We start from the raw sequence: 13,606 nt of genomic DNA, 5'->3' as shown, positions 1-13,606 counted from the left end.
GTGCGTTTAAACTCGGTCATTATCACGTTCTCCGGATTTAAGTCGAAAACGTGTCAACGCTATTCAGGACGGGTCACTCCATAGACTTAAGCCTAACGTAGTCAGGCAAAAATGCCCGTTAGTTTATTTTGAACTCAGTTGTAAACCTCCTTTTCACCACATTGTTGTCAAGCTTCCGCTACAATCGCCCTTTCGGATCTTTTAGGGTGAACTTGTTGTGCTGCTTCTGGTTATTACCACCATTTTATGGGCATTTTCTTTTAGCCTGATCGGCGAATACCTGGCAGGCAATGTCGACAGCTGGTTCTCGGTGCTGATGCGCGTTGGGCTGGCGGCGCTGGTGTTCCTGCCGTTCCTGCGCTGGCGCAACATCAAGCTGAAAGTGATCCTGTTGTATATGCTGGTGGGCGCGTTCCAGCTTGGCATCATGTACCTGATCAGCTTCCGTGCCTTTATCTATCTGACCGTGTCGGAATTCCTGCTGTTTACGGTACTGACGCCGTTGTATATCACGCTGATTTACGATCTGATCAGTGGCCGCCGGCTTCGTTGGGGCTATCTGTTCAGCGCGTTACTGGCAGTGCTGGGGGCGGCGATTATCCGCTACCACCAACTGAGCGATCACTTCTGGTGGGGGTTGCTGCTGGTGCAGGCGGCGAATATCAGCTTCGCCATTGGCATGGTGGGTTACAAACGCCTGATGGAAGTGCATCCACTGCCGCAGCATACCGCGTTTTCCTGGTTCTATCTGGGGGCGGCGGCGGTAGCGGTGGTCGCCTGGTTCCTGTGGGGTAATCCGAACCAGCTGCCAACCACCAACCTGCAATGGGGCATTTTGGTCTGGTTGGGCGTGGTGGCTTCCGGGCTGGGTTACTTTATGTGGAACTACGGGGCGACACAGGTGGATGCCGGTACTTTGGGCATAATGAATAACATGCATGTGCCTGCGGGCCTGTTGGTTAATTTTGCTGTTTGGCATCAGCAGCCGCACTGGGCCAGCTTTATTATCGGCGGCTCGGTGATTGTCGCTTCGCTATGGGTACATCGCCGCTGGGTAGCGCCGAAAGGCACCCATTAACGCTGGGTGCCTGCTAACGTAACGCGGGATGCCTTATCGTAGGGGGCGCTGCATACAGCGCCCCTTGTAAATTCTACTACTACCTTCTTCCCCCCATGCCCCCATGGAAACGCGGCTCATAGTTACTGCGATCGAACTGATGCTGCTGTTCCGGTGCTCTTTGTTGCAACCGCTGCTGTACCTGCTGACGCTGTTGCTGGTTAATGCGTGGCTGTGCCTGCTGGGCAGGGGTTCTTTGTTGTAACCGCTGCTGCACCTGCTGCACCTGCTGGTGCTGCTCCTGACTCAGGCGCGGTTGCGTTTGCAAGGTTTGCGCCCGTTCGGTCTGACGTTCATCGCCGCGTTGGCGGGCCTGCTGGGCGCTGCTGACCTCTGCCGGAGGCTGGCTTTTGACAAACTTGCCGCTGGCGTTCATCTGCTGCCAACTACCGTCGTTGTATTGATAGATATTGCCATCGCGCCCGGCGTAGACGCGATCGGGGCCGTTAACCACGCCACCATGCGTCACCTGGCCGGTTTCCTTGTTGTAATGCACGTAACCTGAGCCGTGCGCCACGCCATTTTTCCCGGCGGTGGTAAAGCTGCCTGCCTTACCTGCCCCTTGCGGCGTGGTGCCACTGATGCTTTGGCTGTGGGTCACGCGCCCGGTCTTGGTATTCACGCTGTTGCGCTCTCCTCCGGCGATGCCGTTGCCGGTATTCGGGTTATAAGCCCCGGCACCGTTGGCGGCCACTGCTCGACCGGTCTGCGGATTGAAGCGTACGCCGCCTGCACCGCCGCGGGTGATGCCGTTATTGCCGTTGGTATCGCGCCAGGCGTAACCGGCTCCGTGGCCGCCGGTGGCGTTATTATAGAAACTGCCGCGCACGTTGCTGCCGTAATGGCCGTTCCACGGATTGCTCCAGTCGGCGCGCACGCCTTGCGCCACGGTGTTCCCCCAGTGGTTATAGACGTTATACACCGACACGCCGCCACCCCAGTAGCCAGGATGATAGGGCGGGTAGTAACCATACCAGGGGCCCCACCAAGGCTGGCTCCAGGCACTGCCCCAGATCCAGCCGCTGATGAAGCCAAAGCTCCAGCCGATCGCCGGGTCCCAGGCAAAGCTGCTACCGTAACCGTAGGTAGCCGGGCAGCTGTACCAGACGTTGCCAACCCAGGCGTTGCAAGGATATCCGGTGCCATACACCACCACGCCATTGCTGGCCACGGTGCCGTAATAGCCCGGCGTATAACCGACGTATACTGCTTCGCTGGTGCTGCCGTAGACGCGAACATAGGTCACGTAATGCAAAGGAGAATTGGCTGGAATGGTGTAGATCACCGCTGGGACGTTGGCGGCAACCGTCCATGGGCCTTGCGGTGCGGTGGCTGCAAACCATACGCCGTTTTTCACTGCGAAGAAGCTTTTGCCGTCTACCTTGATTACCGGCACATCGGTGTTCCAGGCATATTGCAGTGACGTGCCATCTATCGGCCTGAATTTGGCGCTGCCGCCATCATAACGAACCTGTAGCACCGCGTTGCTGCGTGACACTTTGGCGGTCTGTGGTACCGAGTTGGCGATCAGCGCCTCGCGAGCCTCAGGCGTACCAGGGATCGAGGCCAGTACCGCGCTTTTTGGGCTGTCGGACGGGATATTGCTAAAGTCTGCGGGCAGAGCGCTCCCGGCAACATACTGCCAGGGGCCGTTGGTGGAATCGGCACGGAACCAGCGGCCAGACACCAGCACGTACCAGCTGTTATTTTGTTGGGCATCGATAAACACATCCGAAGGGGTATTGGCCACGTAAGACAGCTGGGTGCCGTCAATCGGCATAAACTGCGGATCGCCGTCGATCTGGATCATCTCTGCTGGCTCAGTGGAGACGGTGATCTCAGCCGGCTTGGTGATCGATGTTTTTTCCTGCGGCCCGGTGGAGACCTGCTTACTTTTCACTGCGGCCTGCATGGCCTGGGTCAGCTCTAACGGCACCGTGAGTTTTTGCGCCCAAGGCCCGCCAAGGGCTGGTGCGGTATACCATTGATTGGCAAAGTAGATATACAGCGTGCCGTCTTTTTTCAGCAACAATGAGCGGGTATTGATGGCGCGTTCCACACCCGATTGCCCGCTAGCCTGCCAGGCGGGTTGCCCATCAAGTAACACCAGTGCGGCGGGTTGGAAAGCGAACAGGATTTTTGGCGGTGCGTTGTTTACCTTTACGCCCTGTTGTGGGACATGATCCTGAATGGCCAGATCGGACTCCAACTGGTCAAGGCTGACCAAGAGCATTTTGGCAGGAACTTGGCGTAATAAGGCTAAATAATGGTCTTGATTGGCGCTATCAGTCGGGAAGTTCACCTTTTCAACATTGATATTGTCCAGTGTAACTTGCCGTTGTTCCTTGTCGGTGCTGGTGCGGGCGCTGAACCAGGCGACGCCGTAGCTGATTTTGTCCTGTTTTTTACCTTTGGCATCGGTCAGGGTGCCGGTTTTCACCGCGACCACCATGCGGCCTTTCAGCAGGTTATCTTGCCAACTGTCGAGCTGCGGCTGGTGCAGCTCCATGGAGGTGCCGGACAGGATCACGCTGTGTGGCCAGGGAGCAACCGCTTCGGCCGCCCATAACGTTGTGCTGGCTAACAGTGCCAGGAGAAGAAACCATTGATAACAACCACGCAGTGTTCGCATAAGCGCCTCGGAAAAGCCGATAATTTCTATGGGGGAATTGTTCCCGATGAAATTACTGTAACTGCTTTTGCCAAATTTGCATGGTGCAGAGTGTGTGCAAATTAGACTGCCCGTCTTTCCTACCGGTTAACTCAAAGAAGTTAAGGACTTGGCCCCGGTAATATTGGCGCTGGGCCGGGCAGCATCACGCACGAACGGCAGATGATCGCAGGCGTGCTGACGTGCCGAGCGGATAAAGGCTTCGGTGACCGTCTGGCGCTGCTCGCCGTCGCGCGTGGCGGCATATAATCGGCTCCACAAGCCATCGCCAAGCGTTTTGGTAACCACTAACCCCTGACGTTCAAAACTCTCCACCACCCAGTGCGGTAACGCGGCGATCCCCATCCGGGCTGACACCATTTGAATCAATAACAGCGTGTTATCGACGTTTTTCAGCGCCGGGCTGACGCCTGCCGGTTGCAGGAAATGACGCCAGATATCCAGCCGTTGGCGCTGCACCGGGTAGATCATCAGCACTTCATCGCTCAGGTCTGCCGGTTCAATGTGCGACTTATTGGCCAGCGGGTGATCGGGTGCCAGGATCAGCCGGACTTCAAAATCGAACATCGGCGAATAGTGCAGCCCGCTGCGCGGCAGGATGTCCGAGGTCAGCACCAGATCCAGCTCCCCTTGCTGCAAGGCCGGTTGTGGATCGAATGTCACGCCGGATTTGAAGTCCATCACCACCTGCGGGAAATAGGAGCGGAAGTTGTCCAACGCCGGCGTGAGCCACTGAATACAGCTGTGGCATTCGATGGCGATGCGCAGCGTGGTTTGATGCGGTTCGTGGCAGGCTTGCAGCGCCTGTTGGATCTGCGGCAATACCTGTTCTGCCAGCTGTAACAGGATCTCCCCCTGAGCGGTAAAGCGCAGCGGCTGGCTTTTACGAACGAACAGCTTAAAGCCCAGACGCTGCTCCAGATCGCTGAACTGATGCGAAAGGGCAGACTGTGTCTGATGAAGCTGTGCGGCGGCGGCGGCCAGGGAGCCGGTATTACGCAGAGCCTGTAGGGTCCGTAAGTGTTTCAGTTCGATCATGAGAGTCCTTCACAGTGACAGTGAAAATATTGCGCTTGTGGATCATACAGTACCTGCGGATTATGGATGTGTAAACATCTGGACGGCTAAATGGGAAATATGACGATGACAATTCTAAATCACACACTGGGTTTTCCACGCGTTGGTCTGCGTCGTGAACTGAAAAAAGCGCAGGAAAGTTACTGGGCAGGTAATTCAACACAGGAAGAGCTGTTGGCGGTTGGCCGCGAGCTGCGCGCTCGTCACTGGCAACAACAACAGCAGGCCGGGGTGGATTTGGTGCCGGTTGGCGATTTCGCCTGGTACGATCACGTGCTGACCACCAGTCTGCTGCTGGGCAACGTCCCGGCGCGCCATCAAAACCAGGATGGTTCGATCGATCTCGATACCCTGTTCCGTATTGGCCGTGGCCGCGCACCTACCGGTGAACCTGCGGCGGCGGCGGAAATGACCAAATGGTTTAACACCAACTATCACTACATGGTGCCTGAGTTCACTCAAGGCCAGCAGTTTAAACTGGGCTGGACCCAACTGCTGGATGAAGTTGACGAAGCGTTGGCGCTGGGCCACAAAATCAAACCGGTGCTGTTGGGCCCGGTAACCTATCTGTGGCTGGGCAAGGTGAAGGGTGAGCAGTTCGACCGCCTGTCGCTGCTGAACGATATCCTGCCGGTCTACCAGCAAGTGCTGGCGGAGCTGGCCAAACGCGGCATCGAGTGGGTACAGATCGACGAACCTGCCCTGGTGCTGGAACTGCCTAAAGCCTGGTTGGACGCCTTTAAACCGGCTTACGCTGCGCTGCAAGGCCAGGTCAAACTGCTGCTGACCACCTATTTCGACAGCATTGGTCATAACCTCGACACCATCCGTGAACTGCCGGTGCAGGGGCTACATGTGGATCTGGTCGCAGGCAAAGATGATGCTGCTGCCCTGAACAACGGATTGCCGAAAGAGTGGGTGCTGTCTCTGGGGGTAATCAATGGCCGTAACGTCTGGCGTGCCGATGTGAGCAGCTGGTTTGAACGCTTGCAACCGTTGGTAGGGAGCCGCCCGCTGTGGATTGGCACCTCGTGCTCGCTGCTGCATAGCCCGATCGATCTGAGCGTGGAAAGCCGCCTGGACGAAGAAGTGAAGAGCTGGTTCGCCTTTGCACTGCAAAAATGTGCCGAGCTGGCGTTGCTGAGCGCGGCTCTGAATGCACCAGGGGCAGATAAACAAGCCAAACTGGATGCCTACAGCGCACCAATCCGCGCCCGTCGCCAATCCAGCCGTGTGCATAATGCGCAGGTTGGGCAACGCCTGGCGGCCATCACCGCCAAAGACAGCGAACGTCAGCGCCCTTATGAACAACGTGCCCAGGCTCAACGCGATCGCTTCAACCTGCCAGCCTGGCCAACCACCACCATCGGCTCCTTCCCGCAGACCACCGAAATTCGCGGCCTGCGACTGGACTTCAAGCAGGGCCGTCTGGATGGTAGCAACTACCGCACCAGCATTGGCGAACATATCAAGCAGGCCATTGCTGAACAGGAACGCCTGGGGCTGGACGTGCTGGTGCACGGCGAGGCCGAGCGTAACGACATGGTGGAATACTTCGGCGAAAACCTGGACGGCTTCGTGTTCACCCAAAACGGTTGGGTACAGAGCTACGGTTCCCGCTGCGTGAAACCACCGGTGATTATTGGCGATATCAGCCGCCCGGAAGCCATCACCGTAGAGTGGGCCAAGTTTGCCCAGTCGCTGACCGACAAGCCGGTAAAAGGCATGTTGACCGGCCCGGTGACCATTCTTTGCTGGTCCTTCCCGCGTGAAGATGTGACCCGTGAAGTGATCGCCAAGCAGATTGCGTTGGCACTGCGTGACGAAGTGGAAGACTTGGAGAAGGCTGGCATTGGCATTATCCAGATCGACGAGCCTGCACTGCGCGAAGGCCTGCCGCTGCGCCAGTCCGATTGGGCTGCGTACCTCGACTGGGCGGTGGATGCCTTTAAACTGAACGCCGCCGTGGCACAGGACGATACCCAGATCCACACCCACATGTGTTATTGCGAGTTCAACGACATCATGGATTCTATCGCGGCGCTGGATGCTGACGTGATCACCATCGAAACCTCACGTTCCGATATGGATCTGTTGGAAGCGTTCAAAGAGTTCGACTATCCAAATGAAATCGGGCCGGGCGTTTACGACATCCACTCGCCGAACGTGCCAAGCGTGGAATGGATCGAAGCGCTGCTGCGTAAAGCGGCACAGAATATCCCGGCAGAACGCCTGTGGGTGAACCCGGACTGCGGCCTGAAAACCCGTGGCTGGCCAGAAACCCGCCAGTCGCTGGCCAACATGGTGTTAGCCGCTCAACGCCTGCGCGACCAGGTTGTCTGATCCCACCACGATGTTTTACTCAAGGGCGCTTCGGCGCCCTTTTCTTGTTCTACTCCCGCGTTTTCCTCGCCGCAACCGACGACCACACTCAGCCTGTTGTTTGGCAAGCAGCAACTGGGCTATAGCCTGTTGGGCTGGGACGGGGAAAACACGCTGCTGCTGGGTAAGGATAACGTGGCCCGCGCATGGGGTCATTCATGTTGCAGGTGCTTAACGAACTCTCCTGGCATCAGAGCGATCAGCCCACGGCACGTTTCCTGGTAAAGGGCTTGTGAGCCATGCGCTCGATCTGTTTGGCATCTCGGTGAGAATGGTTCCCTCTCCTTGGGGCTGTCTCTTGATCAGGAGATCTGATCAAGAGACAGCCCTACACAAGAGCCCATGACATCCTCAGTTTGTACATTGGGAGAGGGTTGGAGTGAGGGGATGCCCCTGACGATTACTTCACACCCGCCACACCATGCTGGCTGAACCAGGTCAACATGCGCTGCCAACCGTCGGCGGAAGCTTCCGCATTATAGCTTGGCCGGTAATCGGCGTGGAAAGCGTGGCCCGCTTCTGGATAAACCACGATTTCCGCATCGGCATTGGCCGCACGGATCGCCTGGCGCATGGTTTCCACAGTTTCCTGCGGAATGCTGCCATCCTGACCACCGTATAGGCCAAGTACCGGAGCCGAAAGATCGGTGGCGATATCAACCGGATGCTTTGGCGAATTCAAGGTTTTCTCCCCCACCAGCTTGCCGTACCAAGCCACCGCCGCCTTCAGCTGTGGATTATGCGCGGCATACAGCCAGGTGATGCGCCCGCCCCAGCAGAAACCGGTGATCGCCAACCTGCTGGCGTCGCCACCGTGGCGCGTTGCCCAGTGCGCGGCGTGATCCAGATCGGCCAGTACTTGGCTGTCTGGCACCTTGCTGACCAGTTTTTGCATCAGCTCACTGATTTCGCTGTACCCTCTGGTATCACCTTGGCGGAAATAGAGCTCTGGCGCGATGGCCAAATAGCCCTGCTTCGCCAATCGGCGGCACAGATCCTGAATGTGTTCATGTACGCCAAAGATTTCCTGCACGACCAGCACAATTGGGAACGGCCCTTGATGATGGGCCGGTTTGGCGACATAGGCTGGCAGCTGGTCCCCCTGCGAAGGGATGGTGGTTTCTCCCACGTGTATATCCTGCATATCGGTCAGAATGGTTGAGGTGGCCAACGGTGCGACGGCCGGGGTAAATCCCCCTTTGGCCTGTTTTAACGTCATTTGTTGTTCTGTTTTCATTGATTGCAGGCTCCATGCGTTAAAGAGAAAAAGCGCGGCAGTTAACTATAGGCAGATTAGCGCTTATTAGCACCGCGTGGCGAATTTTCGCGCAGGATAGCAATGGCTGAACAGGTAGCAACTTGGTATAAACTGAGTGGAGATTAAGCTTGTCAGGGTTTTTATGTGACATAAATCACAAAAATAATGTAGATGAATTTCTGTTTCTTTATCCAAGGTGATGTTTGTCACGAAATTTAACGGCGATTGTCAGTAGAATCTCTGTTTGTTCCTCCCAAAAACCGTATCCATGAGGAGTCCCCCATGTCTCAGTCTGACGTTTTCCACCTCGGTCTCACTAAAAACGATCTGCAAGGCGCAACATTGGCCATCGTCCCAGGCGATCCGCAGCGTGTAGAGAAAATTGCCAAGCTGATGGAAAACCCGGTACACCTGGCTTCCCACCGCGAATTTACCTCTTGGCGTGCAGAGCTGGATGGCAAGGCAGTGATCGTGTGCTCAACCGGCATCGGTGGCCCGTCTACCTCTATCGCCGTTGAAGAATTGGCACAGCTGGGCATCCGTACTTTCCTGCGTATCGGCACAACCGGTGCCATCCAGTCCAATATCAATGTGGGCGACGTGCTGGTGACTACCGCTGCTGTGCGCCTCGACGGTGCCAGCTTGCACTTTGCCCCGATGGAATTCCCGGCAGTGGCGGACTTTGCCTGTACCACTGCGCTGGTTGAAGCCGCCAAGGCCAGCGGTGCTACCACGCATATCGGCGTGACCGCCTCTTCCGATACTTTCTACCCAGGCCAGGAACGTTACGACACCTATTCCGGTCGCGTAGTCAGCCGCTTTAAAGGCTCGATGGAAGAGTGGCAGTCGATGGGCGTGATGAACTATGAAATGGAATCCGCCACCCTGCTGACCATGTGTGCCAGCCAGGGCCTGCGTGCGGGGATGGTTGCCGGTGTGATCGTTAACCGCACCCAGCAAGAGATCCCGAATGCGGAAACGATGAAGAAGACCGAAAGCCAGGCGGTGCAAATCGTCGTTGAGGCGGCTCGCCGTCTGTTATAATCCGCGTCATTAACGGGCCGTTTGACGGCCCGTTTATCCATCTGTTACGGTTATCCCTCTCTGCGTCATGCTGCTGGCCTTCCAGGGTTGGTGTTTTGCCATTGCTGGCCGTGTGGCGGCGAATCCCAAGACAATCAACATGAGGACGTCTATGACCGCTCAGATCCTGCTCCATCCTTCACTTGCGCCGCTAGACGGTGGCATCAACTTCCGCGATTTAGGTGGCAACAGCGTGGCCGATGGCCGCCGTATCAAACGCGGGCTGCTGTTTCGCTCCGGCGCTCTGGATCGGCTGAGCGAAAACGACTGCAGCTACCTGGCTCAGATGCCAATGCGTTCGGTGCTGGATTACCGTGACATCGATGAAGTGCAGGCCAAACCTGACGTGCTCTGGTCGGGAGCCGACTATTACCACGTGCCTGCCAATCCGCTCAGCAGTGAAGTTAATGCCAACCTTGAAAAACTCACCGACGAAACGTTGGCCAAGTTTGATGCACGGGCCTTTATGCTGGAGCTGTACCGCCGTCTGCCGTTCAATAACGGTGCCTATCGTCAACTGGCACAGCTGTTGGCTCAGCCTGAAGGCGGTGCGATTGTGCAGCACTGTGCGGTAGGCAAAGACCGTACCGGAGTCGGTTCGGCAATGGTGCTGCTGGCGCTGGGCGCGGATGAGGCTACGGTAATGGAAGATTATCTGCTGACCGAAACCACGCTGGCGAGCTATCGTGAACATATGTTGGAGCAGATCTCTAGCCGCCTGAACGACGCCTCGGTAGCGCAGTTTGCTTATGTGTTAGGTGCACGTGAAGAGTTCCTGGAAACCGCACTAGGCTGCATTCGTCAACAATACGGCACTGCCGATCGTTGGCTGGAAGCTGAATATGGGTTGGGGCCAAGCCAGCGCGAGGCGTTGCAGGCGTTCTATCTGGAGTAATGACGGGATGTTTAGCCGGGGTTTAACCGGTGAGATAAGGCATTGCGGGTCGGATCCATTCTCTAAAGGGGCGGGCCATGAGCCTCAATGACATAATTCACTGGGTTGGGGAAGTGGTACGCCAGCATGAAGCCTGGGCGATCCCGATTGTCTTCTTCCTGGCGTTTGGCGAGTCGTTGGCCTTCCTCTCTTTGCTGTTGCCTGCCACGGTTATTTTACTGGGGTTAGGGGCGTTGATTGGCGAGAGCGGCATTGCCTTCTGGCCGATTTGGGCTGCAGCCGCCGCCGGTGCCTTCTTTGGTGACTGGCTCTCCTATTGGGTAGGCTATCACTACCAGGGGCGCGTCGCCCATATGTGGCCGCTGTCACGTAATCCGCAGCTGTTGGTGCGTGGCCATGCGTTTTTTGAGCGCTGGGGCGTGCTGGGTATCTTCTTTGGGCGCTTCTTCGGGCCGTTGCGTGCCGTGGTGCCGCTGGTGGGGGGCATCTGTGCCATGCCGCAAACCGCGTTCCAGATTGCTAATGTGGCCTCGGCAATGGTCTGGGCCTTTGGCATCCTGGCACCAGGCGCCTTTGGTATCAAATGGTTTACCCAGTGGATGGCATGAACCGGTATCTTGCCGATAACCTCATATTTTAATTATTCAGCGTTAGAGTGAGAATTCGATCACGAATTTATCCTTATCTGGCGCTTTTTAATTCCCTTATTTTATTAGCAGTGTTACTTTCCCAACAAGTGGATTGTTACTGTGAATAAACAGGCAAAACCCAAACCCGTCGACATACCAATGTTATGGGTTTGGGTTTTTTTTTGCCCTTAATTTACTAGGCGATCGGCCGATGATTAAAAAATAACCCTATAGGCATCACTTTTTCACTAAGGAATAGTCAATGAAAATTAAAACCTGGCTGCTGGCCTCCGTACTTGCCGTTTCCTCTGCTGCGGCCTTCAACGTAACTGCCGCGCAAAGCGACAGCGTCGATATCTATTTTGCCCGCCACGGTAAAACGCTGCTCAATACCTATGATCGCGTGCAGGGCTGGGCTGACTCACCGCTGACACCGGCCGGGATCGAAACCGCGCGCTATCTGGGTGCCGGGTTGAAGGGGATCCCTTTCGATAGCTTCTACACCAGCGACGCTGGTCGCCAGCGTGAAACGATGCAGGTGATCCTCAAGGAAATGGGTAAGCCGGATGCCAAAGTCACGGAGCTGACCGACCTGCGCGAAATGTTCTTCGGTGGTTTTGAAGGGCGCCCTAACGCCGAGATGGCCGGCGCTGCTGCCAAGCAGCTGGGCCTGGCCTCTGGTGCCGAAATGTTCAAGCAGATGGGCGAAGGTAAAATCAGCCTGATCCCGATGGTAGATGCCATCACGCAAAGCGATGACAAGCAAGAGGCGGAAAGCGCGCTGCAGGTCAAAACCCGTATGCAACGTGCCTTGCATACCATGGTGCAGAATGCTGTAAAGAATGGGGATAAAAACATCCTGGCGGTCTCTTCCGGGCTATCGATGCAGATGATGATTTCTGATATGACCGATAACCCGAACAAAAATAAGCCACTGACTAATGCAGCAGTCGTCAAGATGACTTATAAAGATGGAAAATATACCGTAACCGATATTGGCGATATGACTTATGTCGCTAAAGGGAAAGCGTTATTAAATAAAGCCCCTTGATTCTTACCCAATAAAAAATAACTAACCCCTCTGTTGGGGATATTAGCCGAGGTGATAACAGATCGCCTCGGCAGGGATTTTCTATACCTTTTTCGGGGATGACAATAATGAAACCTTCTGCTTTGAGCTGTCTGGTCGCTATTTCGCTATTATCCACCGCGGCCCAGGCCAGCGTTGATGACGTCCTGAATTCGCCCTTTTTCAGCGACAGCCACGCTGAACTATCGCTGAAAAACTACTGGAAGTATCTCAAGGAAGATGCCGCCAACCCAAAAGAAGTGCATAACGCCTGGGGGCAAGGGCTGGCACTGGGCTATCAGTCCGGTTATCTGGCAGACTTTATCGGCGTTAACCTTGATTACTACAGCGCGGTAAAGCTGGGTGCCAGTGATTACTTCAATACTCGTGGGGTGCTGTATAACAATGGCCCGGGTAATAGCAAAGAGAATGCGGCCGGTTACAGCAAAGTGGGCCAGCGCTATATCAAGCTGAAAGGCGACGTGGGTGGTGCGGCACTGAATGCGCAGGCTGGCTGGCAGGTGTTGCGTAACTATGGCGTAATTTCCACTTCTACTCGCTTGTCGCCTACGACTTACCTGGGGTGGTCCGGTGGTGTGTCCGGTGCTGGGCTCTCGTTGCGCGGTGCGTATATTGAACGTTCTATGGATCGTAACTCCCCTGACAGCCTGCGTTTGCAGACCAACGATGGCCGCTACATCAACCATCTTGCCAGCGCTGAATTGGGTTATGACAATAAACAATTTAATGGGCAACTGGCCTACGGGGAATCTCAGGACTATTTACGCCGCCAGATCCTGCGCGTGGGTTACAAAGCCAATGAGAAACTCAGCCTGGGCAGCCAGATTTACACCACTCAGGCGCTCGATGAATACAAACAGATGGCGCTGAGCAAGCGCAACTTCGATCATAACGCCAACCACTATGCGCTGGATGCCAAATGGCAGGAGCCGCTGTGGAGCGTCAAGGTCGGCATCGCTCATACGCGAGCACCAAAGGGTGACGGTCAGCTTGGCTTCTATCCGCGCCATATGTCCAAAAACTCACGCGGCACTTTTACCTCCATGGCCTACGCCGGTGAAGACTATATGCGTGATGGCGAAACCATGCTGGCCACTATGGCCGAATACCGCATCACGCCTGAGTTTACCGCCGGCTTGGCGGGCAACGTGGGCCAGTTCAGCTATCAAGGCGCAGCGGTGCGTACCGGTGAGATCAACGTCTTTGGCCGTTGGGCTCCCTCCCATCCCAAGCTGAAAAACCTGACGGTGTTCGCCATGGCCGGGCCGGGTTGGTCTTATAAGAACAGCAATAAAACGCCGATACTGGTGGATGGCCATTCCCAGACCTCCCACTCGCTGTCAGGCGAGTTTATCGCCGAATACCGCTTCAAACTGTTTTAACCTGTCTTATTGGCGCGGTACC

10 protein-coding genes are annotated in these 13,606 nt (G+C 55.9%); 7 read left to right on the top strand and 3 right to left on the bottom strand.

The window, feature by feature from the left end:
* The first annotated feature begins 217 nt into the window (after window positions 1-217).
* Complete coding sequence (locus tag KAJ71_RS21590) at window positions 218-1,078, top strand: carboxylate/amino acid/amine transporter (protein ID WP_024484623.1); 861 nt, start codon at window positions 218-220, stop codon at window positions 1,076-1,078.
* Between the two features lie 79 nt (window positions 1,079-1,157).
* Here KAJ71_RS21590 and KAJ71_RS21585 read toward each other — a convergent pair whose 3' ends face one another.
* Window positions 1,158-3,749, bottom strand: a complete 2,592-nt coding sequence (locus KAJ71_RS21585) for a hypothetical protein (RefSeq protein ID WP_248947566.1) — start codon at window positions 3,747-3,749, stop codon at window positions 1,158-1,160.
* Window positions 3,750-3,875: 126 nt separating this feature from the next.
* Entirely contained in the window at window positions 3,876-4,826 is a 951-nt protein-coding gene (metR, locus tag KAJ71_RS21580) for an HTH-type transcriptional regulator MetR (protein WP_248947565.1), read from the bottom strand.
* 105 nt (window positions 4,827-4,931) lie between these two features.
* On the opposite strand from metR, the gene metE reads away from it, so the two are divergent.
* Window positions 4,932-7,208: a 5-methyltetrahydropteroyltriglutamate--homocysteine S-methyltransferase gene (metE, locus tag KAJ71_RS21575; RefSeq protein WP_248947564.1), complete on the top strand. Its 2,277-nt coding sequence runs from the start codon at window positions 4,932-4,934 to the stop codon at window positions 7,206-7,208.
* A 439-nt stretch (window positions 7,209-7,647) separates the two neighbouring features.
* Here the strand turns inward: metE and KAJ71_RS21570 are convergent, their stop codons facing one another.
* Window positions 7,648-8,484 (bottom strand): dienelactone hydrolase family protein, encoded by an 837-nt coding sequence (locus KAJ71_RS21570; protein ID WP_248947563.1) that lies wholly within the window; start codon window positions 8,482-8,484, stop codon window positions 7,648-7,650.
* Window positions 8,485-8,787: 303 nt separating this feature from the next.
* Here KAJ71_RS21570 and udp point away from each other — a divergent pair, with 303 nt between their 5' ends.
* The 5 genes from udp (at window position 8,788) to KAJ71_RS21545 (ending at window position 13,584) form a co-directional block, all read left to right on the top strand.
* On the top strand, window positions 8,788-9,549 hold the full coding sequence (gene udp / locus KAJ71_RS21565) for a uridine phosphorylase (RefSeq protein ID WP_248947562.1): 762 nt from the start codon (window positions 8,788-8,790) through the stop codon (window positions 9,547-9,549).
* A gap of 151 nt (window positions 9,550-9,700) precedes the next feature.
* The gene (locus KAJ71_RS21560; RefSeq protein WP_248947561.1) at window positions 9,701-10,483 is read left to right on the top strand and encodes a tyrosine-protein phosphatase; all 783 of its coding nucleotides are present in this window, start codon (window positions 9,701-9,703) and stop codon (window positions 10,481-10,483) included.
* A 77-nt stretch (window positions 10,484-10,560) separates the two neighbouring features.
* Window positions 10,561-11,091 carry a DedA family protein gene (locus KAJ71_RS21555; protein WP_248947560.1) on the top strand — a complete coding sequence of 177 codons (531 nt, stop codon included), beginning with the start codon at window positions 10,561-10,563 and terminating at the stop codon, window positions 11,089-11,091.
* 289 nt (window positions 11,092-11,380) lie between these two features.
* Complete coding sequence (locus KAJ71_RS21550; RefSeq protein ID WP_248947567.1) at window positions 11,381-12,163, top strand: histidine phosphatase family protein; 783 nt, start codon at window positions 11,381-11,383, stop codon at window positions 12,161-12,163.
* A 107-nt stretch (window positions 12,164-12,270) separates the two neighbouring features.
* The gene (locus tag KAJ71_RS21545; protein WP_248947559.1) at window positions 12,271-13,584 is read left to right on the top strand and encodes an OprD family outer membrane porin; all 1,314 of its coding nucleotides are present in this window, start codon (window positions 12,271-12,273) and stop codon (window positions 13,582-13,584) included.
* Window positions 13,585-13,606: the final 22 nt, after the last annotated feature.

Source organism: Serratia silvae (assembly GCF_023282985.1).
Lineage (GTDB): Bacteria > Pseudomonadota > Gammaproteobacteria > Enterobacterales > Enterobacteriaceae > Chania > Chania silvae.
This window is presented reverse-complemented; position numbering and strand designations above follow the sequence as displayed.